The 24,737-nt window shown below is 73.1% G+C and carries 14 protein-coding genes; 7 read left to right on the top strand and 7 right to left on the bottom strand.

Annotated elements, in window-relative coordinates; all coding sequences use genetic code 11:
- Window positions 1-126 precede the first annotated feature (126 nt).
- Together AWX74_RS14110 and AWX74_RS14105 are read left to right on the top strand one after the other, a co-directional pair.
- Window positions 127-1,359: an isopenicillin N synthase family dioxygenase gene (locus AWX74_RS14110; RefSeq protein ID WP_091276375.1), complete on the top strand. Its 1,233-nt coding sequence runs from the start codon at window positions 127-129 to the stop codon at window positions 1,357-1,359.
- Window positions 1,360-1,394: 35 nt separating this feature from the next.
- Window positions 1,395-2,702 carry a bifunctional o-acetylhomoserine/o-acetylserine sulfhydrylase gene (locus AWX74_RS14105; RefSeq protein ID WP_091276866.1) on the top strand — a complete coding sequence of 436 codons (1,308 nt, stop codon included), beginning with the start codon at window positions 1,395-1,397 and terminating at the stop codon, window positions 2,700-2,702.
- Window positions 2,703-2,894: 192 nt separating this feature from the next.
- On the opposite strand, the gene AWX74_RS40730 is transcribed toward AWX74_RS14105, so the two are convergent.
- Window positions 2,895-4,661 carry a serine/threonine-protein kinase gene (locus tag AWX74_RS40730; protein ID WP_242666223.1) on the bottom strand — a complete coding sequence of 589 codons (1,767 nt, stop codon included), beginning with the start codon at window positions 4,659-4,661 and terminating at the stop codon, window positions 2,895-2,897.
- Window positions 4,662-4,881: 220 nt separating this feature from the next.
- Between AWX74_RS40730 and AWX74_RS14095 the strand changes: the two genes are divergently transcribed.
- Window positions 4,882-5,469, top strand: a complete 588-nt coding sequence (locus AWX74_RS14095) for a pyridoxamine 5'-phosphate oxidase family protein (RefSeq protein WP_091276372.1) — start codon at window positions 4,882-4,884, stop codon at window positions 5,467-5,469.
- 160 nt (window positions 5,470-5,629) lie between these two features.
- Here the strand turns inward: AWX74_RS14095 and AWX74_RS14090 are convergent, their stop codons facing one another.
- The 4 genes from AWX74_RS14090 to AWX74_RS14075 form a co-directional block, all read right to left on the bottom strand.
- The gene (locus tag AWX74_RS14090) at window positions 5,630-7,336 is read right to left on the bottom strand and encodes a DNA-binding protein (protein WP_091276368.1); all 1,707 of its coding nucleotides are present in this window, start codon (window positions 7,334-7,336) and stop codon (window positions 5,630-5,632) included.
- A 64-nt stretch (window positions 7,337-7,400) separates the two neighbouring features.
- Window positions 7,401-8,270 (bottom strand): hypothetical protein, encoded by an 870-nt coding sequence (locus tag AWX74_RS14085; RefSeq protein ID WP_091276365.1) that lies wholly within the window; start codon window positions 8,268-8,270, stop codon window positions 7,401-7,403.
- Window positions 8,267-9,139 carry a vWA domain-containing protein gene (locus AWX74_RS14080; protein ID WP_054570177.1) on the bottom strand — a complete coding sequence of 291 codons (873 nt, stop codon included), beginning with the start codon at window positions 9,137-9,139 and terminating at the stop codon, window positions 8,267-8,269. Before AWX74_RS14080 ends, AWX74_RS14085 begins: the two co-directional genes overlap by 4 nt.
- Window positions 9,140-9,255: 116 nt before the next feature.
- Window positions 9,256-9,675, bottom strand: coding sequence for a hypothetical protein (locus AWX74_RS14075; protein ID WP_091276362.1), 420 nt, complete (start codon window positions 9,673-9,675; stop codon window positions 9,256-9,258).
- Window positions 9,676-10,411: 736 nt separating this feature from the next.
- Between AWX74_RS14075 and AWX74_RS14070 the strand changes: the two genes are divergently transcribed.
- The 3 genes from AWX74_RS14070 (at window position 10,412) to AWX74_RS14060 (ending at window position 19,652) form a co-directional block, all read left to right on the top strand.
- Window positions 10,412-17,278 (top strand): type I polyketide synthase, encoded by a 6,867-nt coding sequence (locus AWX74_RS14070; protein WP_091276359.1) that lies wholly within the window; start codon window positions 10,412-10,414, stop codon window positions 17,276-17,278.
- Window positions 17,279-17,511: 233 nt separating this feature from the next.
- Window positions 17,512-18,309, top strand: a complete 798-nt coding sequence (locus AWX74_RS14065; RefSeq protein ID WP_091276356.1) for a hypothetical protein — start codon at window positions 17,512-17,514, stop codon at window positions 18,307-18,309.
- A gap of 218 nt (window positions 18,310-18,527) precedes the next feature.
- The gene (locus tag AWX74_RS14060) at window positions 18,528-19,652 is read left to right on the top strand and encodes an alpha/beta hydrolase fold domain-containing protein (protein ID WP_242666222.1); all 1,125 of its coding nucleotides are present in this window, start codon (window positions 18,528-18,530) and stop codon (window positions 19,650-19,652) included.
- A gap of 587 nt (window positions 19,653-20,239) precedes the next feature.
- Here the strand turns inward: AWX74_RS14060 and AWX74_RS14055 are convergent.
- A complete protein-coding gene (locus AWX74_RS14055) occupies window positions 20,240-20,428 on the bottom strand; it encodes a hypothetical protein (protein WP_091276354.1) in 189 nt (62 codons plus the stop codon).
- A 776-nt stretch (window positions 20,429-21,204) separates the two neighbouring features.
- On the opposite strand from AWX74_RS14055, the gene AWX74_RS14050 reads away from it, so the two are divergent.
- On the top strand, window positions 21,205-22,281 hold the full coding sequence (locus AWX74_RS14050; protein ID WP_091276351.1) for an aromatic ring-hydroxylating oxygenase subunit alpha: 1,077 nt from the start codon (window positions 21,205-21,207) through the stop codon (window positions 22,279-22,281).
- A 142-nt stretch (window positions 22,282-22,423) separates the two neighbouring features.
- Here the strand turns inward: AWX74_RS14050 and AWX74_RS14045 are convergent, their stop codons facing one another.
- The gene (locus AWX74_RS14045; RefSeq protein WP_091276347.1) at window positions 22,424-24,643 is read right to left on the bottom strand and encodes an NADP-dependent isocitrate dehydrogenase; all 2,220 of its coding nucleotides are present in this window, start codon (window positions 24,641-24,643) and stop codon (window positions 22,424-22,426) included.
- Window positions 24,644-24,737: the final 94 nt, after the last annotated feature.

The raw sequence follows: 24,737 nt of genomic DNA, 5'->3' as shown, positions 1-24,737 counted from the left end.
CCCGGCGTCGCCGCTGGGAGCATCCGGTACCGGGCGGTGACGCGCTGCACCCTGCATACTCCACGTCACCACCTGAGTAAGTTTACTTTATCGATCGGAAATACCTAAAATTGCAGGGAGGCCCACATGCGCCAGGCCCCTGGCCGTCCATCCGGTCCGTCGCCGCGCGAGCTTCCCCTGCTCGACCTGCGCCGCTACACCGCACCCGAGCACCCCGCCGACCGGGCCGGGTTCGTCCTCGCGCTGCGCGCGGCCTGCCGCGTCCCGGGCTTCTTCCAGCTCACCGGCCACGGCGTGCCGACCTCGCTCACCGATCGGGTCCTGGCCGTGAGCCGCGACTTCTTCCGGTTGCCGACCGCCACCAAGCTGCGGATCGAGAACGTTCACTCGCCGCATTTCCGCGGCTACACCCGCCTCGGCCAGGAGATCACCCGGGGCAACCCCGACCTGCGCGAGCAGATCGACATCGGCGACGAGCGCCCGCGCCGGGTGTGCGGCCCCGCCGACCCGCCCTACCTGCGCCTGGACGGCCCCAACCAGTGGCCGGCGCACCCGGCCGAGCTGCGGTCCGTCGTCGAGGAGTACATGGCGGCGCTGGCCGGGGTCGCGCAGGTCCTCGTCCGCGCGCTGGCCGAGTCGCTGGGGCTCGCCCCCGACCACCTGGACGCCACGTTCGCCGACGACCCCCGCTCCCACCTCAAGCTGCTGCGCTACCTGCCCGCACCCGACGGGCCGGCCGCCGAGACCGGCCACGTGGCCGGAGTCGGAGACGGAGACGGAGACGGAGACGGCGAGCGCACCGACCGGCACCGGCGGGACACCGGCGGCGCCCGTTCGCAGGGCGTCGGGGCGCACAAGGACGGTGGCTTCCTGAGCCTCGTCCTGCAGGACGCCGTCCGGCGACAGGACGCGCCCGACGCGCCCGAAACCCCGGTGGATCCGGCGAACGCGGCGGACCGGGCGTGGCTGCCGGGGCTGCAGGTCGCCGACGGCTCGGGCGGGTGGATCGACGCCCCGCCGGTGCGGGGGGCGTTCGTGGTGAACATCGGCGAGATGTTCGAACTTGCCACGCTGCGCTACTATCCGGCAACTGTGCACCGTGTGATGAGCCCACCACAAGGCCACGAACGAGGATCCGTGGCGTTCTTCTTCGGACCGGGCCTGTCCGCCACGATCGAGCCCGTGCCGCTGCCCCCCGCGCTCCTCGCGCAGATCCCCGACGCCGGACCTCCCGACCCGGACAACCCGATCTTCGCCCAGCACGGGGAGAACACGTTGAAGAGCTGGCTGCGCAGCCATCCCGAGGTCGCCCGACGCCACTACGCCGACCTCACGCGACCAGACGGGGCCGCCCGGTGACCGACACCGTCGACCCGGTGACCCAGACGGCGGACCTGCGCGAGCCCGGCACCGGAGTCCGCAGCGCCGCCTGGTCGTTCGAGACCCGCCAGGTTCATGCCGGCACCACCGCGGACCCGACGACCGGCGCCCGCGCGGTGCCGATCTACCAGAGCGCCTCGTTCGTGTTCGCCGACGCCGCCCAGGCCGCCGGCCTGTTCGCGCTCACCGAGACGGGCTTCACCTACACCCGGGTGGTCAACCCGACCCACGACGCACTCGAACAGCGCGTCGCCGACCTGGAGGGCGGCGTCGCGGCACTCGCCACCGCCAGCGGGCAGGCGGCGCAGACCCTCGCCCTGCTCAACGTCGCCTCGGCCGGCGATCACATCGTGTCGTCCGCGTCGCTGTACGGCGGGACGTACGCACTGTTCCGCCACACCCTGGCCGACCTCGGCATCGAGACCACCTTCGTCGACGACCCCGACGACCCCGACGCCTGGCGGGCCGCCATCCGGCCGCGCACCGCCGCGTTCTACGGCGAGACCATCGGCAACCCGCGCGGGAACGTCCTCGACATCGCCGCCGTCGCGGGCGTCGCCCACGACGCCGGGATCCCGCTCGTCGTCGACAACACCCTCGCCTCCCCCTACCTGGCCCGCCCCTTCGAGCACGGCGCGGACATCGTCGTCCACTCGGCGACGAAGTTCATCGGCGGGCACGGGACGTCCATCGGCGGGATCATCGTCGACGGCGGCCGCTTCGACTGGGGCAACGGCCGCTACCCGCGCTTCACCCAGCCCGATCCCGCCTACGACGGGCTGGTGTTCCTCGACGCGTTCCCCGAGACGGCCTACATCCTGCGGGCCCGCGCCCGGCTGCTGCGCGACCTCGGGCCGGCACTGTCGCCGATGAACGCGTTCCTGCTCCTGCAGGGCCTGGAAACCCTGTCGCTACGGATGGAGCGGCACAGCACGAACGCCCTGCGGGTCGCCCAGTGGCTGCGGGACCGCGACGACGTCACCGCGGTCGCCTACCCGGGCCTGCCCGACAGCCCCTGGCGCGCCGCGGCGGACCGCTACCTGCCCCGCGGCACCGGCGCGGTCCTCGCCTTCGAGCTGGCCGACGGGCTGCGCCGCGGCCCGGCCTTCATCGAGGCGCTCACCCTGCACAGCCACCTGGCGAACGTCGGGGACGTCCGCTCGCTGGCCATCCATCCCGCGTCGACCACCCACGCGCAGCTGACACCGCAGCAGCGGAGGGCCAGCGGCGTGTCCGCCGACCAGATCCGCCTCTCCGTGGGCCTCGAAGGCATCGACGACATCCTGGCCGACCTGGACGGCGCCTTCCGCGCGCTCCGCTGACCCTCCTCCCCACAAGTGGCATCAAAGGGGCGCGGAGTCACCAGGCAGTAGGCAGGAGTGAGGATTTCGGTTGCTGCAGCAGCCAATGTCCGCACTTCTTGTTCACAGGCAGCGACAGCAGCGGCGACCCGAACTCTGGATCCTGCTACGGGCGGAAACCCGGGCGAGAACAGCGGGAGCGGCTTCAGAACGTCAGGACCACACCCAGACGTCAGACTGTGCGGATCCACGTTGGATCAGAACGGGGATGGTGGGGACGTCCACAGGGACCGCCCGCTGCCAGGCAGCGAGGACCTCACTCACGTCGATCTCGTCCACCTCGACCTGGGGCACGGTGACGGCCAGACCGGGCAGGCCGACCTCGATCCGCGGCATCACGATGTCGATCGTCGGCACATCCACGTCGACGCGGGGAAGGTCGATGTCGACGAGGTCGCCGATCCCGGATTCGTGGTTGCCGGCCAGGTATCGCGCCGGGCGCCCGGTGGTGGCACCACGGACGTCCGCGACCGGTGCCGCGGGCGCCGCCTGGGCCGGCGGAACCGGCAGCGGGGCCGGCGGTGCAGGCGCCGGGGCCGGTGGCAGGGCAGGAGCGGCGGGAGCCGCGGGTTCCGGCGCCGCGGCGTCGGCGACGCCCCGCCACAGCTCGGCCTGACCGCCGCTGTCGGCGGAGTGCGCCATGCCCAGGACCTCCCCCGGGCTCGGCACCACGCCCATGCTCGCCGCCGCGGCGGCGATCGCCACCACACCGACCGCGGGCACCAGGCGGCGTGCGGTCACCGGATGCCGGCGCCGCCGTGCCGCCGGCCGGTCGGGCACGGGGTCCTCGCCCGCCGGGTCGGCCGACGCGACGGAGCTGCTGCCCACGAGGATGTCCAGGGCGGCCAACGACCTGGCCCGCTGCTGCGCGCTGTCGCCACGCGGACGTCCGCCGGCCCGATGGGCACCCCCCGACCGCCGCCCGGCACCACCCGCACGCCCCGCCACCCGGGTCGCTTCCGCCGCCACGGCCCCCTCAGCCTGTCCGGCCCGTTCGGCCCGTTCGGACTCATCGGCCACGCGGGACGCCTCGGCCAGGCCGGATGTCTCGGCCTCCGGCCCAGCCGGCTGGGCCGGTGCGGGTTCCGGTGCCGGCACGAGGCCCGCGGGGACGTCCCCGGACGCCAGCCAGCTCACCAGATCCGTGGCGGTGGGGCGCAGCTCGGGCCGGGTGCGCAGCGCCGTGGTGACCGCCGGGCGGAGGTCATCCGGAACACCGTCGATGTCGGCGTCGCCGTGCACGGTGCGCAGCACCAGCGTCTGCAGCGGGCCGTCCCCGAACGGCGCGCGGCCGGTGGCGGCGAACGCGACGGTGAGTGCCCAGCCGAAGACGTCGGCCGCCGGGCCCGGCCGGGAGTCCCCCGAGATCAGCTCGGGGGCCATGTAGCCGACGCTGCCCAGCACCACTCCCGACGCCGTCATCGCGCCGGCGAGGCCCACCGCGATCCCGAAGTCGATGACCTTCGGCCCGTCCGCGCCCATGATGACGTTGCTGGGCTTGAGGTCACGGTGCACCACGTCGGCGCCGTGGATGGCGCGCAGCGCCTCGGCGAGGCCCGTCGCCAACGTGCGCAGCGTCTCCGGCCGGGTCGGCCCGTCCGCCGCGACGGCGCCCAGCAGGGTGGGCCCGTGGACGTACTCGGTGGCGATCCACGGCTGGTCACCGTCGGGGCCGGCGTCCAGCAGCCGGGCGACCCGCGGGCTGTCGATCGCCGCGATCGCGGCCGCCTCCCGGGTGAACCGCCGCCGGAACCCCTCGTCCTCCAGGTACTCGTCGCGCAGCACCTTGACGGCACCCTGCCGCCCGCGCCCGTCGACTCCGAGGTAGACGACGCCCATCCCACCGCTGCCGAGGCGGGCCGCCAGCCGGTACGGCCCCATCACGAGCGGGTCGCCCGCCCGCAGCGGCTTCAACGCCACCAGGTCCTCCGATCGTGATCTTCCTGTGCTGCTCCGTCGGAGGGAAACACCGCCACCACCGGATCGTCTCGTCATCGGACAGCTGCGCTGGACGGCACCGGCCTGCGCCGCACGGTGACCGCGGGGCCGAGACCCCCACAGCTAGATACGCCGTCACCACCTGGCTACCCACACACCTGTCGGGACGCCGATACCTGCCGCCGGTGCGGATACTTCAGCCATGGGACAGACCTACGAGCTCCTCGACGACCGGCTACGGGCGTTCATCCAGGCTCAACGGATCTTCTTCGTCGCGTCCGCGCCACTGTCCGCGCAGGGCCGGATCAACCTCTCGCCGAAGGGCCGGGACGGTTCGCTGACGGTGCTCGACGAGCGGACCGTGGCCTACCTGGACTTCGGCGGAAGCCACGCGGAGACCATCGCGCACCTGCGGGAGAACGGCCGGATCACGCTCATGTGGTGTGCCTTCGACGGGCCGCCGAAGATCCTGCGGGTGCACGGGGAGGGGGAGCCGGTGTTCCGTGACGACCCGCGCTGGGGTGAGCTGCTCAGCCGCTTCCCGGCCGAGCAGGCGAACGCGGGCGGGCTGCGCGCGATCATCGTCGTGCGGGCCCGGACCATCAGTGACAGCTGCGGGTACGCCGTCCCGTTCATGGAGTACCAGCAGGAGCGGGACCTGCACACCAGGTACTTCGACCGCAGGACGGAGGAGGAGTTCGCCGCCTACTGCGAACACAGGTCCCACAACGGCACGAGCATCGACGGCCTGCCCGCGCTCCCCCTCCCCCTGCCTCCCCTGCCGCGCTGACCACACCGAACGGCGCCAGACCGCAGCGGACGACATCTGGCGCCACCCGGTACCGCTGGCAAGGCCGAGTCATGCCGGTTCACGCGGTCCACCCGCGGCTGGCCCGCCGCATCGTGGTCATCCCACGTACGGGCCAGGCCGGCCACCCGTTCGGGCCAGCTCAGCTCCAGCCGGGCCACGGCCCCGAGCCGGACCTTGACCTGGAACCGGGGCTGGAACCGGCGCGGTTCGCCGCCGGGCCGGGCACCGGCGGTGGCAGCACCGGCCGCGGTGGCGGCGGCAGCACCGGGCCGGAACCGTAGGCCGACCGGGTGGCGGGCGCGGCGGGCACGCTGCTCGGCCGGTGCAGCAGGCTGCCGGCCTCCCGCTCGGTCAGCCGGCGCAGCAGGCTCCCGCGCCGCAGCTCGATCCGGGGCGCGGGTGGGGTGCGGCCCGGGCGGGTTACCCGGGTGGGCCGGGTAACGTCCGCGTCGGGCTCCGGGGGCACCCAGCCACCGGAGTCGTACGCCGCGGCGCCCCGTTCGTCCACCGCGATCTGGCCGGTCACCCGAACCCAGGCCCCTTCCAGGGTTGCCAGGTCCCCGTGGGTGGCGGTGAGCTCCCGGCTGACGCGATCCCACCCCACCACGTGGAAGCCGCCCGCCGCGGGGACGCCGCCTCGGTGACCGTCGGCGAAGTCGAGGACGGTCACCGCCCCCGTCCGGCGGAACTGGCGCACCCGGGCGACCCGGCCGACGACCATCGCCTCCTGGCCCCGCCGGACCAGCAGGCCGGAACGGTCCAGCGCGGACAGCACGGAGGGCGCCATGACGGGCGCGCGATACAGCGGGCGGGTTCGCAGGTACCGGGCCGCCGAGACGGTGCTGACGACCCCCACGGAACCCACCGGGCCCGCACCGGCCGATCCCGGCAGGCCAGCGGATCCAGCCGGACCGGCGGGCCTCGCCGAACCGGCCGGAGCAGCCGGAGGCGCCGCGGCGGCGTAGCGGACGTGCGCCTGGCCGTCGAGGATCGCGCCGGCGTCGGCGTAGTCCACCAGGCAGGCGTCGCGCAGCCGCCGGGCGGCCGGGCCAACGACCGGCATCCGTTCGAGGCGGGCGAACAGGGCCGACGCACCCGGGTCGGCGAAGTCGGCCGCCGAGAGGATGAGGTTCTCGCCGGTGTTGAACTCACGCCACAGCTGCGGGTCCCGGGCGAGCGCGGCCAGCGACACCACGATCACTTCCTGGGCGAACCGGTCCAGCGTGACGTCGTACTGGTTCGAACGGTCCGGATGCTGGTAGTTGCGGTGGCCGCGCTCGGAGGCACCCAGGGCGCCCAGCGCGGGCAGGTACATCCCGTCGTAGTCGACCAGCCGGATGGACGAGTCCGGCAGCACCAGGATGTTCCCGTGCTGCAGGTCGCCGTGCGCGGCACCGCGCCGGCGCAGCTCGGCGACGGCGGAGTTGAGGCTCACCCGGGCCCGGTCCAGCCGGGCCGGGCGGTCCAGATTCTCCTGGACCCAGTCGTCGAGGCGGACCCCGTCGATCCACTCCATCCGCACGATCGGCCAGGCACGCTCGCCCACCCGGATGCCGGCCGGCAGGTAGTCGACGTCCACCAGGAACGCCAGCGCCGCGGAACGCACGAAGTCGGCGATGCAGGCGTAGCGGAGCTCCAGGTTGTCGCTGTGCCGGTGGAAGCAGCGCACCGCGTACCGGCGCCGGCCGTGGCTGACGTCGAAGGTGAGCGCGAAGCCGCCGGTGGCGACCGCCGGCATGCCCAGCGGGGTGAGCCGCGGCACGCTCTGGCGCAGCTGGTCGTCCAGGAAGGCCAGCCGTGGCACCTGGACGGCCTGTTGGTAGTCGATCAGGGTGGGCAGTTTCATACCGACGCCCGCGCACACCCGTGACCGCCCCCGCGGAGCGGGCACCACCCGAAGGAACTCACGGTCACGTCTGGACCACACAGATCGTCGTGTCGTCGTTGGCGAGACATCCATGGTGGCGGTAGGCCGCGACCATCCGGGCGAACCGGCCGGCGCTGTGCGCGAGCCAGCCCGGCGAGGGCATCCGGCCGCGGTCGGCGTCGGCGCACAGAAGCAGCCGCGCGAGCGCGTCGGTGGCGAGCACGAACACATCCCCGGGCTGGTAGGTGCCGCCCAGCACGGTCGGGGCGGGAACAGCCGCGCCGCGGCTGCCGACGAGCTGCGCGAAGCGGGAGAAGTCCTCGGCGCGCAGCACCGGGCCGGCGGTGCGGGTCCGTCCGCCGCTCAGGTGGAACACACAGGAGTCACCGACGCAGGTCGCCGCCCACCGCAGGCGTTCGACGTCGACGCACAGGCCCAGAAAGGACGCGTCCGCCCCCGACTGCAGCTTCGCCCGCGCGTACCAGGGCAGGCCCGGCCGGCTCACCTGCTCCCACCACCGCTCCCGCAGCCCGGCCAGCACCTCGGGTGCCAGCGGGTCGAGGGACTCGCACACGAACGCGTGCACCAGCAGCCGGCTCCAGACCTCGGGACGCGCCGAGGTCGAGGCACCGTCCGCGATCGCGAACCTCCCCCGTTCGGGGCAGGCCGCGCAGCAGTCCTCGTTCTCGTCGTCGGCACGGCCGAGCTTCGCCACCGTGCGGGACGTCACCGTGAGCCGCGCCGCCCCGGCGGAGCCGGCAGACACCGCTGAGCCGGCAGACACCGATGAGCCAGCGGAACCAGCAGAGCCGGCGCAGACAGCGGGGTCGGCGGCCGCGGAGCCGGCGCGCGCGGCGGAGCCCTCCGGAACGGCCTCAGCCGCGGTGGGGACGGTGACGGACACCGGTGTCATCCGCTGGACCGCGGCCCGACGGTGAGGTCACGCAGGCCCGTCGGCGTCACCGCCCGGGTACCGATGTCGAGGAACTCGATCAGCGCGGTGACGTCGGCATTGTACAGGAAGCCCTTCGACCCGGCGGTCGCGGGATAGCCGAGGCTGTCCGCCGCCGCGACCATCGCGGGCGGCAGGTGGCTGGACATGTCGAACAGCACCTGCGCGAACTCGCCGGGCAGGTCCGCGCGGTCCCGGGGGAAGGTCACGGCCCGGCGCGTGGTCGCGGAAAGGTGCGCGTTGAACAGCAGCGCGTTGCCGTCGGCCGTGCCCGCGGCCCGCACCTGGGCGGCCGCCTCCCGCGGATCACCGTCGGTGCTCTGCCCGTCGGTCACGTTGACCACGATCGGCGGGAAGCTGGCGGTGTGGGTGCGGCACCAGCCGTCGACGACCCAGGCGGCGACCCGCAGCGCCTCGACCATCGGCGTCCACCCGTCCGCCACCGGATCGACCCAGGCCGGTATCGGGGTCTGCACCTCGACCAGGCCGCCCGCGCCGTCAGGCACCTTCCGCAGGACATGGTCGACCCGGTTCGGATTCAGCGCGACCTCGCTGATAGGCAGCAGCGGGCGACTCACGCTCGAACCATACAGGACCGGCGCGACCCCCCGCCCATAGCCCAGAATTCCTACCTCGAAATAGTCGTAGACCCGATCGTCACCCCTACTGCAGAGCAACACCGCGTTACCGAGCAGCCGATTGACGGCGAGCGCGAGCTGGTCAGCCTTGCTCATTGTTCCACCGGCCCAGGTCTCAGCCATCGACGTCGAGTGATCGATGACGAGCAGCAGACATGCCGGCTGCTTGCGATTGATCTCGGCGGAGTACATGCCCTTATCGTTTCACAGCGCGCGAACATTTCGATGCTCCGACCACGCTCGACCTCAGGGCCGGGGTTAGCTGAGGGCACTTTCCGATGAATAATCGCGGGCCGGCGGGCAGGCGTTCACCCGCAGGAGTCACCCGGTGCGGCAGAGGACGACGGGGACAACGGGGCCGACGAAGTGGCCGAAACCGCGGCGGACGGAGAAGCCGGGGCGGCCGCGGTCACGGCCGCGGGACGCAGGATCGTCACCGTGTCCTCGCCGGCGTCCGGGGCGAGCAGTGCGCGCCGCAGGTCCAGCGGGGCCAGGTCCTCGCGGTTCGTCCGACCGCAGCGGGGGCAGGTCGGCTGGCTCAGCGGCAGCAGCACCCCGCAGCCGCCGTCCCCGGCACCGCACCGGCGCCAGTCGGTGCCCACCTCGATGCTCGACCGCCGCTGGGCGAACCGCCCGGCTGACCGGCGCCCCAACACCATGCTCAGCCCCCGTGCCGCCGCGGACCGCCCGTCGTCACGGCCCGCGTCCCGCGGAATGATCTTTCGCATGCGCGTCCTCGCTCCTCGGTCGGGAGACAGCGGTACTCCGCCGCACCACCGCACCGCCGCACCGCCGGGCCGGTGACGTGACAGCTCGGGCATTCGTCAGCCCGGGGACCGCATCAGCCCGGGCGGCCGGGCTGTTCGGGCAGCCCACGGCCCCGGCCGGCAGGGATCCGGCCCGCCGTCGGTGCGCGATGAACCCGGTAACAGCGGAAAGCGACACTACGGATCGGCGGTGATGTCGACAATCCGTCGGTGCCGACCAATGGCCCGAACGTATTAGAGCGCCACCCGCAGCTGTGCCGTCTCCCACCCGGCCGCCCGACGAAAGCCCTGACCGGCCGGGACCGACGGACCACCGGCAAACCCGTTCGGCGTAGCCCGTCAGCGCCATCGCCGTTTTGAGCCGACGCGGGGCTCCGGCAGAATTCGCGAGTGGCTGCCCACCGACGTAAACCGGCGGCGTGGCCGCAGGCCACCCGGAGACGGGATCCAACCTGACCGCTGAAATCCCGGACCGTGTCCCGCCAGAACCTCGGCACGCCGGAACCCACCGCTGGACGTCCGATGCCGGACGGTTCTCCCGGTGGCATCCGGTCACGGGAACAGCGGAACCTCTCGGTTTCCGGCAGGCCCCGGGAGAAACGCGAAGGACCACGAAACAAACCCGGAGCCGAAAGGAACCACAAAGAACCGAAAAGCGCCGGACACCTGAAGGCGTCAGCCCCCTCGGGAGGTCCTGATGGACAACAGCAACCCGCAGCCGCACCCGTCCGGCCCGCCGGCCGAGCAGGTCCGGGCCGCCTGGCGGGCCAGGATCGTCCGCCTGGACCCGGCTGACCAGGTGGACGCCCTGCTGGCGCTGGTCGTCGACCACCTGGTCGCGGTGAGCGGCCGCGAGCCGACCACGGTCGACCGCGGTGCGCCCTGGCGAGCGCTGGGCATCTACCGCGGGGCCGCGGACGCCCTGCGCGAGCGGCTGGCCGCGGCGACCGGCGTGGCGCTGCCGGCGACACTGCTGTTCGAACGGCCGACCCCACGGGCGGTCGCGTCGCATCTGCGCGGCGCGGTCCTCGGCTGGCGCGAGGACGCCGCCCGCGGCCCGTCCTCGCAGACCAACCCGACGGCCGTCCCGGTGACCACCCGGGTGACCGACCGGACGACCGACCAGGCAGACGGCCAGGCGGACAGCCGGGCAGACGGCCGGGCGACCGGCCCGATGGTCCGTTCACCAGGCGGCTCGACAGCCGGGCCGGTGGCGGACCCCGTGGTCGTCGTCGGGACCGGGTGCCGCCTGCCGGGCGCGGACTCCGCGGAGGCGCTGTGGGAGCTGGTCGCCGCCGGTCGGGACGTCACCGGGCCGCTGCCCGCGGATCGCGGCTGGGACCTCGCCCACCTGCACCACCCGGACCCGGACCACCCCGGCACCACGTACACCCGCGGCGGCGGCTTCCTGCCCGGCATCGATCTGTTCGACGCCGCGTTCTTCGGCATCGGCCCGCGGGAGGCCGTCGCGATGGACCCGCAGCAGCGCCTCATGCTGGAGGTGTCCTGGGAGGCCTTCGAGCACGCCGGGATCGACCCGATGTCGCTGCGCGGCAGCCGTACCGGGGTGTTCACCGGGGTGTCCCTGCAGGACTACGGGTCGGCCTGGCACCGGGCACCCGCCGACCTGCAGGGCCATCTGCTGACCGGCAACGCGCTCGGGGTGATCGCCGGGCGGGTCTCCTACACGTTCGGGTTCGAGGGCCCCGCGCTGACCATGGACACCCAGTGCTCCGCCTCCCTGGTGGCCGTCCACCTGGCCGCGGCCTCGCTGCGCAGCGGGGAATGTGATCTCGCTGTCGCGGGCGGGGTCACCCTCATGAGCACGCCGGCGATGCTGGTCGAGTTCAGCCGCAAGCGGGGCCTGGCCCCGGACGGACGGTGCCGGGCGTTCTCCGCCGACGCCGACGGCACCGGCTGGGCCGAGGGCGCCGCCGTGGTCGTCCTGACCCGGCTGTCGCAGGCCCGCGCGCGTCGGCTACCCGTCCTCGCCGTCATCGCCGGCAGCGCCGTGAACTCCGACGGGGCCAGCAACGGGCTGACCGCACCCAACGGCCTGTCCCAGCAGCGCCTCATCGCCCAGGCCCTCGCGGACGCCGGCGTGGCGCCCGGCGACGTCGACGCCATCGAGGCGCACGGCACGGGCACCCCGCTCGGGGACCCCATCGAGGCCCGCGCCCTGCTCGCCGCGTACGGCGGTTCCCGACCGCCCGGACGGCCTCTGTACCTGGGCTCGCTGAAGTCCAACATCGGCCACACCCAGGCCGCCGCCGGCGTCGCCGGCCTCATCAAGCTCGTCGAGGCGATGCGTCACGAGCTGCTGCCGGCGAGCCTGCACATCACCGCCCCCACCCCGCACGTCGACTGGAGCGGCGGCGCCCTCGAGCTGCTGACCGCGCCGGTCGCCTGGCCGGTGGGTGCCCGCCCGCGGCGGGCCGCGGTCTCCGCGTTCGGCATCTCGGGGACGAACGCGCACGTCATCCTCGCCGAGCCCCCCACAGCACCGCGTATCCCGAACCAGAGCACCCCGTCCCAGAACGCCGCGGCCCAGAACACCGCGGCCCAGAACACCCCGACGCAGAGCATCCCCGCCCAGAACACCGGCGGCCGGGACGTCGCGCGCCTCGGCGGCCGGAGCGTGCCGGCACCGGAGGGATCCGTCCCCGCACCGGTGACGGTGGTCGTCTCGGCCCGCGGCGAGACCGCGCTGCGGGCGCACGCGGCACGACTCGCCGAGCACCTGCGCCGGCACCCCGAACTGCGCTGCGACGACGTCGCGCTCACCCTCAACGGCGGCCGCGCGGCCCTGCCCACCCGCGCGGCGGTCGTGCTCGACGGTCCGCCCTCGGCCCGTACCACGGAGCTGGCCGGGGCACTCACCACCCTCGCGGCCGGCGGCACCACGCCGGCGCTGGTCCGGGGCAGCGCCCCGGCCGACCCCACCGGTGGCCGGCCCGCCGTCGCGTTCACCGGGCAGGGCAGCCAGCTGCCCGGGATGGGAGGACGTCTGCACGCCACCTACCCGGTGTTCGCACGCGCCCTCGACACGATCTGCGAGCACTTCGCGCCGCACCTCGACGAGCCACTGCGCGACGTCATGTTCGCCGCGCCGGGCACCCGCCGCGCCGCGCTGCTCGACGAGACGCTGTACACCCAGTGCGCCCTGTTCGCGTACCAGGTCGCGATGTTCCGCCTGCTCGAGACGTTCGGGCTCGTCCCCCGGCTCGTGCTCGGCCACTCCATCGGCGAGCTGACCGCCGCGCACGTCGCCGGCGTCTGGACACTCACCGACGCGACCGCGGTCGTCGCCGCCCGCGGCCGGCTGATGGGCGGCGCCCGCCGCGGCGCGATGGCCGCGGTGAGTGCCGGCGAGGACGAGGTGGGCGCGTCCCTGGCCGGTCTCGACGGCGTCGAGATCGCCGCGGTCAACAGCGCCGCCTCGGTGGTCGTCGCCGGTGACGACGACGCCGTCGCCGCCGTGACCGCGCACTGGGCCGCGCGCGGCCGCCCGACGCGCCGGCTCGCCGTCCGGCACGCCTTCCACTCCGCCCATCTGGACCCGGTTCTGGAACGCTTCGCCGACGTCGTCCGCGGCGTCACCTACCGCGCCCCGACGGTCCCGCTCCTCTCGGCGCTGACCGGACATCGGGCCGGTGATCCGGAGGCGCCCGTCCAGGTCACGGAGCCCGAATACTGGGTGCGCCACCTCCGCGAGCGCGTCCGGTTCCGCGACGCCGTCGCCCGCGCCCGACGGGAGGGCCCCGCGGCCTGGATCGAGATCGGCCCACGGGCCACGCTCGCCCTCCACATCCAGGACACCGTGCTCGACGACACCGTGCTCGACGACGGCAAGCTCGGCGACGGCGTCCCCGCTGGCGGAGTCGCCGGTGACGGCGTGACCGGTGCCGTCGGAGCCGGCGCGGGCTTCGACGGCACCGCCGCCCGCGACGGTGGACGGGGGCCGATGCCGCGGCTGGTCAGTGTCGCGGCGAGTGGGCGGTCCGAGCCGGCCGCGCTGCACCATGCCCTCGCCGAGCTGCACACCCACGGCGTCGCGATCGCCTGGGAGCCTGCCAACCAGCCCGGTCTCCGATCGCAGCCCCAGCTCGGCCTCGATCCGCAGCTCGTCCCCGAGGAGCGGGCCCAGGCGTGGGACGCACGTTCGCCGGGAGCGGCCACCAGGCCGGTACGGCTGCATCTGCCGAGTTATCCGTTCCAGCGCCGGCGGTACTGGATGGAGCCGCCCGTCCCCGCCGCGGCAGCTCCGGCCGGCGCGGCCCCGGACGGCGTCCACGACACGGACGGGTCGGCGCAGACCCCGGGCCCCGCCCGCTACCGCACTGCCTGGCGCGCGCTGCCCGACGCCGCCAACGCCGCGCTCACCGGAGCCGCGGCACTCGCCGACGCGGCGGCGCTCACCGGCACCGGCGGCTCCGGCTCACCGCTGTCAGGCCCCTGGGTCGTGCTGCGGCCCCCCGCCGGCGTCGGCGACGAGGAGGTCTCCCGCATCCGCTGGATCCTGGAACGCCTCGGCGCCACCACCACCGAACTGAAGCTGGAGCACACCGACGCCGACCGCCCGCGGCTGCGCGGCCGTCTCGACGCCTGCCTTGGTGCCCAGCTCGACGCCCTGAGGCCGCCGGAAGCCACGAGTTCGCCGCCAGCACCGGGTTCACCGGCGGGACCGGGTTCACCGGCGGCACCCAGCTCGCCGACGACCGCCGGCGGCCGCGGGGGCGTGCTCGCCCTGCTCCCGATGGACACCACGGCGCATCCCGACCACCCGGCGCTGACCACCGGCTTCGCGCTCACCTGCGCGCTCGCGCAGGCGCACCACGACCTCGGGCTGCGCGCACCGCTGTGGGCCCTGACCCGGGGGGCGGTCACCACCGGCATCGACGACCCCGTCCGAGACCCCGCCGGGGCGCCCCTGTGGGGGTTGGGACGGACCCTGGCGCTCGAACGCCCCGACGTGTGGGGCGGGCTCATCGACCTGCCCTCCGCGCTGGACGACTCCGCGCTCGCCTGGCTCGGCGCCGCGCTGGCCCTGGGCCAGGGTGAGGACCAGTTCGCCGTACGGACGTCCGCGCTGTTCGTGCCCCGTCTCGTCCACGACGCCGTCCCGACGACCACCGCGACCGCTGCCGACACCGCCGGCACCGCCGACACCGCCGGCACCGCGATCACAGGGGGAACGGCGGGTCCGTCCGCCTGGGACCTGCGGGGCGGAACCGTGCTGGTCACCGGAGGGACGGGGGCGCTCGGCGCGCGGATCGCCCGTGATCTCGCCCGCGCCGGAGCCCGGCGACTGGTGCTCGCGAGCCGCCGGGGCCCGGACGCGCCGGGCGCGGCCGCCCTGCGCGCCGAGCTGGCCGGGCACGGAACCGACGTCGTGGTGCGTCGTTGCGACACCGCCGACCACGACCAGCTGGCCACGCTCCTGACCGGCCTCGTCGCCGACCAGGAGGCGCCGCTTCGGGCGGTCGTCCACGCCGCGGGCGTCTTCGGGCCCACCGCGGCGCTGCACGAGCTCGATCTCGACCAGATCGCGGGCGTCCTCGCGCCGAAGGTCACCGCCGCCGAGCTGACGCACCGGATCGCCGGCGACGTCCCTCTCCTGCTGCTGTCCTCGATCGCGGCGACGTGGGGCAGCTCCGGGCAGAGCGCCTACAGCGCGGCGAACGCCTATCTCGACGCGCTGGCCGCGTTCCGAGTGGCCGCCGGCCTGCCCACCGCCTGCGTCGCCTACGGCCCGTGGGCCGGGTCGGGCATGGCCGCCGAGCCGTCCCGACAGGCGTACCTGCAGCGTCGCGGTCTGCGTCCGCTGCCCGCCGACGACGCGGTCGCCGCGCTGGTGGGCCAGACAACGGACCCGACCGGAGGCGTTGTCACGTTCGCCGACGTCGACTGGGAGCTGTTTCTGCCGGTCTTCACCGCCGCGCGGCCGTCCCGGCTGTTCGACGAGATCACCGCGAGCACAGGTCCCTCCCGGCCCGGCACCGCCCAGCCCGGCGCCGCCGGACCCGCTACCGCCGCCGGCTCGACGGCCACCGCGGGCGGGGCGCCGGGGCAGGCCCTGCAGGCCTGGCCGACCCGGCAGGGCGGAGCGGCCGGAGGCACCGCACGGGCGGCGGATCACCCCGCCCCGGCCCGGCCCACCTCCGTCAGCCTCGGCGCGCTGCCGGCCGCGCAGCGCCGGCGCGTCCTGCACGACCTCGTCCGGGCCGCGGTGGCCGAGATTCTCGGGCATGCCGACCCGGCGGACGTGGACACCGCGCGACGCTTCCTGGAGATCGGCTTCGACTCCGTCGCCTCCGTGCGGCTGGGCCGCCGACTCGCCGAGCTGACCGGCCTTCGGCTGAGTACGACCGTCGTCTTCGAACACCCCACCGTCGCCGATCTGGCGGCCCACCTCGCGGCACTGCTCGCCGCCCGGGCTGCCAGCACGGACCCGCCCACGAACGGAGGCACTGCCGGCGACCCGGATCGCGCGGCGGGCATCGGCCCGGGGCCGGAAACGGGCCGCAGGCCTGGACCGGAAAGCGGGTGGGGCGCGCCGGGCGACCGCGGCGGCATCACCACCGCGGCCGGCTCCGCGCCCGGAGGTGTGCGGGAGCTCTACCGCCAGGCGTGTGCCGACGGCAAGTTCGCGGCGGGCATCGGTGTGCTGCGTGCCGCCGCGCGGCTGCGACCCACCTTCACCAGCCCGGACGCACTCCCCCACCGGCCATCCCCGGTCACGCTCGCCTCCGGTCCGGCCGGCCCCGCGCTGGTCTGCCTCCCGTCGATGGTGGCCCCGTCAGGACCACACACCTTCGCCCGCCTCGCCCTGCACCTGCACGGCCGACGGGACGTCCATGCCCTCGCCCACCCCGGTTTCGGTGACGGCGAGCTGCTGCCGGCGACCGCCGAGCTCGTCGTCGACCTGCACGCCGACACGATGGCCCGGCATTTCGCGGATGCCCCGGTCGCGCTCGCCGGCTATTCGTCCGGTGGATGGCTCGCCCACGCGGTCGCGGCCCGGCTGGAGGCACGGGGGATGGCGCTGGCGGCCGTCGTCCTGCTCGACACCTGGCTGCCCGGCGACGCCATCCCCGACGCGGACGTCGCTGAGGAACTGCGCGGCATCGCCGTCAACGATCAGGCGTTCGCGCTCATGACCGAGGCGCAGGTGACCGCGCAGGGCGCCTACCTGGACCTGTTCGAGGGCTGGCGACCGACCCCGGTGCGCACGCCGATCGTCCTGGTCCGCGCCACCGAGGGCCTCCCCCGCCGCAACGCGGCGCCGACCACACCCACACCGCCCGGCGCCGCCCCCGCTGGAACCGAACCAAGGCCGGCGCCGCCGGGTGCGGTGTCGCCGGGTGCGGTGTCGGCGGCCGGAGCCGACGCCTGGGATCTCGACTTCGACCTCGTGCACGCCGCGGGCAGCCACCAGTCGATGCTCAACGAGCACGCCAGATCCACCGCCGACACCGTCCACGCCTGGCTGGACCTCCTCGGCGGATCTCCCGTGGCCGCGGCCGCACGCCCCGGATCCGTCCCGGTCGCTCACTCCCCGTAACACACCGAACCGGCGAGCTGTCTGCTGTCCTCCTGTCAAGGGCGGCACCACGAGAAGGGCCCGGAAGCCACCCCGAGGAATTATCCCGGCGGGTGTTCCGGGCCCATCTCATGTCCCACGAAAGACATCCGACACATGCACTCCCACCCGCTTTTCTCCGGCATGGTGTTCCTTGTCAACAAGGTATTCACGCAGTTCGCGTGACAGCTGCGCGAACCTCATGGAGGTCGGAGATGGGCAGCATTCGGCAGGGTTGGGGCGGGCGCCGACCCGTGCTCGGCGCAATCGCCGCGTCAGCGTTGGCAGCTGTGCTCACGGGATGCCAGGAAGGCTCCCTCACGCTCAGCACGCCGACGACGTCTCCGACCGCGGGCCCCGCGACGAAGCCTGCCCCGGCCGGACCGGAAACCCCGTCAACGCAGGTCACCGCCACACCGACGAGCCAGCTGAGCGCGGCGGACTACGTGCTCGCAGCGGGCCCGGAAACCGCGGGCTTCGAGAGCTCGGGTGGCGCGGACGATCCGGACAGCGACGGCGACAGCGCGATAGAAACCACTGTCGCCACCTGCGCCGGTTTCCCGGAATATGACCCGCCGGAACCGTCGGACGAGACCACGGGGGATCTGTTCACCAGCACCGAGGAATCAGATTTCCAGGCGGTCAGCCGCGCGAAGATCCTGCCCGCGAGCCAGATCCGCCAGAACGCCGAAATTGTCACCAGCCCCCTGTTCGGTGACTGCTACCGCGCGGCGCTGGAAGAGCAGTTCACCGGCCCGGACGCGAACGGATACACCTACGAGCTCGTCGCGGTCGAGACCCCGCCCCCGCCGCCCGGGGCCACCGCGCTCATCCGGACCTCACTGGGTGTCACGGACCAGTACGGCACCTACGGCTACGTCCGCGACACGCTCTACTTCTACGTCGGCGAGGTGGCCGTCCAGCTCGAGGTCATCAACGTCCAGAACGTGCCGCCGCCGGACATCGAGCAGGGCTTCGTCGACCAGATCGCCGACAGGCTGACCAACCAGTGAGACGTCCCCGTCGCCGGCCCGGACTCCCGGCAGCCCTGGCCGCGCGCCGTTACGCGCGGCACAGGCGGTGACACCGCGCAGAATCCTCTCCCGAGGACACCCGGAATGCCGATCCGGCAGATAGCCGGGTTTCGGGGCCTCGTCGCCCGCTTCCGGGGTCACGATGGGCATGGTCTGGGCGCAAGGGGGCGGATTCAGGCTGCGGATGCCCGACACTGGTGCTGGAGGACGCGATGCCCTACCGGTTCGATTCCGAGCGCGCGGCGCTGGTCGAGATCACGCCGTTCGCCGTCCTCGACGACATCACCGCGAGTCGAGCCCGGGCCATGGAGCTGATCCTCTCCGCGACCCGCGAGATCGACCTGACCGGCGTGAACATCACCGACACGAGCGTTCCCGGCCCGCCGGACGCACCGGACGTGGCGGTGCGCATCTACACACCGCTGATCGGCACCCGGCCGACCCCGGCGGTCCTGCATCTTCGTGGCGGCGGATTCGTCGCGGGTGCGCTGGGCACGGACCACCGGGCCAACATCGAGCTGAGCCGGGCGCTCGGCGCCGTCGTGGTCTCGGTCGACTACCGCCTCGCCCCCGAGAACCCGTACCCGGCCGCGATCGAGGACTGTTACGCGGCCCTGCTGTGGACCGTCGACCGCGCCGAACGCCTCGGTGTCGATCCCAGGCGGATCGCCGTGCACGGGGTGAACTCCGGCGCCGGCCTGGCCGCGGCGCTGACGCTGCTCACCCGGGACCGCAACGGCCCGGCCCTGTGCTTCCAGTGCCTCTGCCGGCCCGAGCTGGACGACCGACGTGCCGGCGCCGCACCGGCCCCCGTCGATGTCACAGGCCAGGCCCCGAGTGCCCGTTGGGACGCCTATCTGGGTGCGGACCTCGCCGGGACCGCCGACGTGCCGGCCTACGCGGCTCCAGCCCGGGCCACCGACCTGCGGGGGCTGCCCCCGGCCTACGTGTCCGTCCTGGAGGGGGATCGGCGCCGGGACGACGGCGTCGCCTACGCCGCGGCGCTCCGCGCGGCCGGGGTGCCCGTCCGCCTGCGCCACCATCCGGCCGCCGCCACCACGACCTCAGGCCCGGCCTCGATGCCGACCTCGGCCACCGCCACGGCGGCCACGGCGGCCACGGCCGGAGGCTCTCTCGCGGCGGCTGCCGGACGTTGCACCTCCGGCCAGGCTGCTCGGCGCCGGCACCGGGGATCGGTCCCGGTTCACAGCGCCACCGTCAACACCGGCACCACCGGCACCACCCACGGCACCCCGAGGGCGGGCCGGGAGCGCGACGACAAGATCACCGCGCTGCGCGCGGCCTTCGGTATGCGGTTCTAGCGTTCCGCCCGCGTCCCTGCCCGCCCACTCCGGTATCCGAAGAGGCGAAGGGCGATCAGACGAGAATTCTGGTCGCCGCGGAGCCGGGTGGCGACGGCTGAGGTCGCCGCTGATGGGCGACCACGGACTGCCAGGCCGATGTCGGTGGCCCAGGCCCGCCGCTTCTCAGGCTTTCGCCAATGGGGCTGCATCGGCCCCCGGGTTTGGTGGGAGGGGTGTCCGGGGCCCCGCGGGGCGGGTGAGAGACGCAACACCCACCGAGGCGTACGACACCGTCGCCCTCGTCCACCTCACCGGCTGCCAGAAGCAGTGACCAACAGAAACGGCCGGCGACGAAGACCCACTGGGGCGCTGCACCAGTTCACGAGCTGGTTCTCGGGGAGCTCGTGGTCAACCACGGCTCACAGTCGCGGCGCGGCCGCGGCGGCACCGATTCCGCCACGACCGCGCCGTCAGGACTCCGTCAATGCGGCCGCACCACCGCGGCCGCATCACCGCGGCCGAGACCGAGACGGCCGGCTGCCGCTGCGAAGCCGAGGGTCCAGGTCCGAGTCCGTTTACTGCTCCAGCTGCCACTGCCGAGGCGCTTACCGCGGCGACTTCGCCGGGGTGCCCCAGTCCTGACGGGCGTAGAGGGCCTGGATGTCCTGCCGCAGGCCCGGCGAGGTGTCCGCCGACTCGAGGATCTCCTCGAACTGGTGACGGACGCGGCGAACGGCACGCCGGGCGGCGAGCTTCCGGTACAGGCCGGAGTGGTCGGAGAAGAAGAGGTTCATGGCTGCCTCCTTGCGACTTGTCCAGCGGCGGCGCCATTTCCACCGCCATATCCATAATGACTCACAATCCCGAAAGAATCCTGATCGCGAACGTGACGTCCGACGCACTCACGGGGGTCGACCGAGGTCCGGTGTTAGCCACGTCTATGTCGTGGGCCACATTGCGCAAAAATGAGTCCCGGACGCGACAGGAATGCGTGACGACGATCACCTGCCGACTATTTCCGTGACCGGCGTCACGGTCGGCGGAAACCTCGTCCGCGTGAACCGTGGACGGCCACCGCGGTTAGTGCAGGCGCGGCTGGGCCGAGCGACCCATCTGACCGGGCGCCTTTTCGCCGGCGGCAAACGCACCAGGAGCCCACACCGTGATCGGGGCCACACGGTTCCGCCGCCACCGCACCGGGGAGCACATCGCGCGACCGCCGACGCGGATCCCCACCAGTCGCCACTGGTCACAGCACGACAGAGCCATCCAGGGCCCGGCAGGCCGCCCGCGCGCCCGACGGTGACGGCGGATCCACCCCGTTCGCCCCAGTCGCCCCACAGATCCGTGACGCACGGGAGTGCCATCCTTCCTGTCCGGCTGGGAACTTAGGCCGGTCAAGAACCGTTCGTGGTAGGCACATACAATTCAGGCTACTGATCGCGTCGGGACCGCCCGGGCCTGCGGGCTGGCGACGTCATCGATTCTGGGGAGGCCTCACATCGACCGCGACGAACTCGTCGATCTCACCCGACGGGCGCTGAAGACAGCAATCGACAAAACCACCGACATGACACCTGAAGAAGGTGGCGTGGCCGCCCAGGCATATACCTGCTCGGAGCAGTTCGAAAAAGAACGCGAGCTCGTCCGGCGGTCACCGCAGCTTGTCGGCTACAGTTCCGAGCTGCCCGCGGCCGGCAGTTACTGCACAAAGACGGTGATGGACGTCCCGGTGCTGCTGACCCGCGGCACGGACGGCGCGATTCGCGCCTTCGAGAACATCTGCCTGCATCGTCAGGCCCCGCTCGCCACCGGCTGTGGCACGGCCGAACGTTTCGTCTGCCCCTGGCACGCCTGGACGTATGACGCCCACGGCGCGTTCGTCGGCGGTCCGGGGCGGGAGGGCTTCCCGGCCACGCTCGGCGGAAAGGCCCAGCTCACCGAGCTGCCCGCGACCGAGCACTCCGGCTTCCTGTGGGTCGGGCTGGATCCCCAGGCCGGCCCGCTGGACATCGACGCGCATCTGGGCCCGCTGGGCCCGGAACTCGCCTCCTGGGGAATCGGGAACTGGGCACCGGTCGGCGAAAAGGTTCTCGACGCTCCGGTCAACTGGAAACTGGCGCTCGACACCTTCGCCGAGAGCTACCATTTCGCCACGGTGCATCGGGACACCTTCGCCCAGATCACGAAGAGCAACTGCGCCCTGTTCGATTCCTTCGGTCGCCACCACCGGCTGATCTTCCCGATGAGGCACATCACCGACCTGGCGAACCAGCCGGAGCAGGAGTGGGTGCCGTTGAACAACCTCGTGTTGATCTATGCCCTGTTCCCCAACATCGTTCTGTCGGTCACCGTCGCCAACGGGGAGATCTTCCGGGTGTATCCGGGGGAGCGCCCGGGTCATTCGGTGACCGTCCACCAGAACGCGTCGTCGATGGACGTGAGCGAGCCGGGAATGGCCGAGGCCGCCCGGAGCATCTTCGAGTACGCCCACGATGTCGTACGCGACGAGGACTACGCACTGGCCGCCCGGGTGCAGGCGAACCTGGCCGCCGGGGCGCGGGCGAACCTGGTGTTCGGCCGTAACGAGCCCGGGCTGCACCACCGCCACGACGTCCTCGCGGACGCCCTCGCCGGCGCCCGCTGAACGGCGGTTGCTCAACCACCGGCTCGTGGTGCCCCCGCGGCAGCGGAACGGGCCCTCAACCGGTGGTTGAGGGCCCGTTCCGGGCAGTACGCGGATCCGGCCGGTCCAGCCGATCCAGGCGGTGTTGCTCGGCTGCCGGCTGTCAGGCCAGGGTGGCGACGGCCTCGTTGAAGGTCGCCGACGGACGCATCACCGTCGCGGCCTTCGCCGGGTCGGGCTGGTAGTAGCCGCCGATGTCCGCGGGCGAGCCCTGCACGGCGAGCAACTCGTCCACGATCGCCTTCTCCTGCGTCGAGAGCGTCTCGGCGAGGCCGCTGAACGCCTGCGCGAGCTCCGCGTCGGCGCTCTGGCCAGCCAGCTCCTGAGCCCAGTAGAGGGCCAGGTAGAAGTGGCTGCCGCGGTTGTCGATACCGCCGACGCGGCGGGTCGGCGACTTGTCCTCGTTGAGGAAGGTCGCGGTGGCGCGGTCGAGGGTGTCGGCGAGCACCTGGGCGCGGGCGTTGCCGGTGGACTGGGCGAGCTGCTCGAAGCTCACCGCCAGGGCGAGGAACTCACCGAGGCTGTCCCAGCGCAGGTAGTTCTCCTTGACCAGCTGCTGGACGTGCTTGGGTGCCGAGCCACCGGCACCGGTCTCGAACAGGCCGCCACCGTTCATCAGCGGCACGACCGAGAGCATCTTGGCGCTGGTGCCGAGCTCCAGGATCGGGAACAGGTCGGTGAGGTAGTCACGCAGCACGTTGCCGGTGACCGAGATGGTGTTCTCACCGCGGCGGATGCGCTCCAGCGAGAAGGTGATCGCGTCGACCGGCGCCTTGATCTCGATGGTCAGGCCGTCGGTGTCGTGCTCGGTCAGGTAGGTCCGCACCTTCGCGATGAGCTGGGCGTCGTGCGCGCGGGTCTCGTCGAGCCAGAACACCGCCGGGTCGCCGGTGGCGCGGGCGCGGCTGACGGCGAGCTTCACCCAGTCGCGGATCGGGGCGTCCTTGGTCTGGCAGGCGCGGAAGATGTCGCCGGCGCTCACCGTCTGCTCCAGCACGACGGTGCCACTGGTGTCGACCAGGCGCACGGTGCCGGTGGTCTGGATCTCGAAGGTCTTGTCGTGGCTGCCGTACTCCTCGGCCTTCTGGGCCATCAGGCCGACGTTGGGCACCGAGCCCATCGTCGCCGGGTCGTAGGCGCCGTGCGCGCGGCAGTCGTCGAGAACCGCCTGGTAGATGCCCGCGTAGCTGCTGTCGGGCAGGACGGCGAGGGTGTCGGCCTCGGCGCCGTCCGGGCCCCACATGTGGCCGGAGGTCCGGATCATCGCCGGCATCGACGCGTCGACGATGACGTCGCTGGGGACGTGCAGGTTCGTGATGCCGCGGTCGGAGTCGACCATGGCCAGCGCCGGGCCGCTCGCCAGCTCCGCCTCGAAGGAAGCCTTGATCTCCGCGCCCTCCGGCAGCGCCTCCAGGCCCTTGAAGATGCCACCGAGACCGTCGTTCGGGGTGAGGCCGGCAGCGGCGAGCACGGCGCCGTGGCGGGCGAACGTCTCGGGGAAGAAGGCCCGTACCACGTGGCCGAAGATGACCGGGTCGGAGACCTTCATCATCGTGGCCTTCAGGTGCACGGAGAACAGCACGCCCTCGGCCTTGGCCCGGGCCACCTGCGCGGTGAGGAACTCACGCAGCGCGCCGATGCGCATCACGGAGGCGTCGACGACCTCGCCGGCCAGCACGGGTACCGACTCGCGCAGGACCGTGGTGGTGCCGTCGTCGCCGACCAGCTCGATGCGCAGCGCGCCGTCCGCCGCGATCACCGCGGCCTTCTCGGTGCTGCGGAAGTCGTCGGCGCCCATGGTGGCGACGTTCGTCTTCGAGTCCGCGCTCCAGGCGCCCATGCGGTGCGGGTGGGTCTGCGCATAGCCCTTGACCGAGGCGGGGGCACGCCGGTCGGAGTTGCCCTCGCGCAGCACCGGGTTGACCGCGCTGCCCTTGATCTTGTCGTACCGGGCGCGGACCTCGCGCTCCTCGTCGGTCTTCGGGTCGTCGGGGTAGTCCGGCAGCGCGTACCCCTGCTGCTGCAGCTCGACGACCGCGGCCTTCAGCTGCGGGATGGACGCCGAGATGTTGGGCAGCTTGATGATGTTCGCCTCGGGCGTCTTTGCCAGCTCACCGAGCTCGGCGAGCGCGTCATCGATGCGCTGGGACGGTTCGAGGTGCTCCGGGAAGCTGGCGATGATCCGCCCGGCCAGGGATATGTCACGACTCACGACCTCGACCCCGGCCGTCGACGCGTACGCCTGCACCACCGGCAGGAACGAGTACGTCGCCAGGGCCGGCGCCTCGTCGGTCAGCGTATAGATGATCACCGAATCAGTCACCGAAACTCCGCTTCGCGTCTACTACTGCGTGTCGTATCAAGGTATGCCCTGCCCGTCCCGCACCCACCGGCCAGACGTGGGCGCGTGTGGTACA

The sequence above is a fragment of the Parafrankia irregularis genome (genome assembly GCF_001536285.1).
GTDB lineage: Bacteria > Actinomycetota > Actinomycetes > Frankiales > Frankiaceae > Parafrankia > Parafrankia irregularis.
This window is presented reverse-complemented; position numbering and strand designations above follow the sequence as displayed.

Bases quoted from the DNA above. Each gene is read 5' to 3' on its own strand.
- AWX74_RS14110 (WP_091276375.1), top strand. From the start codon at position 127: ATGCGCCAGGCCCCTGGCCGTCCATCCGGTCCGTCGCCGCGCGAGCTT.
- AWX74_RS14095 (WP_091276372.1), top strand. From the start codon at position 4,882: ATGGGACAGACCTACGAGCTCCTCGACGACCGGCTACGGGCGTTCATC.
- AWX74_RS14090 (WP_091276368.1), bottom strand. From the start codon at position 7,336: ATGAAACTGCCCACCCTGATCGACTACCAACAGGCCGTCCAGGTGCCA.
- AWX74_RS14085 (WP_091276365.1), bottom strand. From the start codon at position 8,270: ATGACACCGGTGTCCGTCACCGTCCCCACCGCGGCTGAGGCCGTTCCG.
- AWX74_RS14080 (WP_054570177.1), bottom strand. From the start codon at position 9,139: ATGTACTCCGCCGAGATCAATCGCAAGCAGCCGGCATGTCTGCTGCTC.
- AWX74_RS14075 (WP_091276362.1), bottom strand. From the start codon at position 9,675: ATGCGAAAGATCATTCCGCGGGACGCGGGCCGTGACGACGGGCGGTCC.
- AWX74_RS14070 (WP_091276359.1), top strand. From the start codon at position 10,412: ATGGACAACAGCAACCCGCAGCCGCACCCGTCCGGCCCGCCGGCCGAG.
- AWX74_RS14065 (WP_091276356.1), top strand. From the start codon at position 17,512: ATGGGCAGCATTCGGCAGGGTTGGGGCGGGCGCCGACCCGTGCTCGGC.
- AWX74_RS14055 (WP_091276354.1), bottom strand. From the start codon at position 20,428: ATGAACCTCTTCTTCTCCGACCACTCCGGCCTGTACCGGAAGCTCGCC.
- AWX74_RS14050 (WP_091276351.1), top strand. From the start codon at position 21,205: ATGACACCTGAAGAAGGTGGCGTGGCCGCCCAGGCATATACCTGCTCG.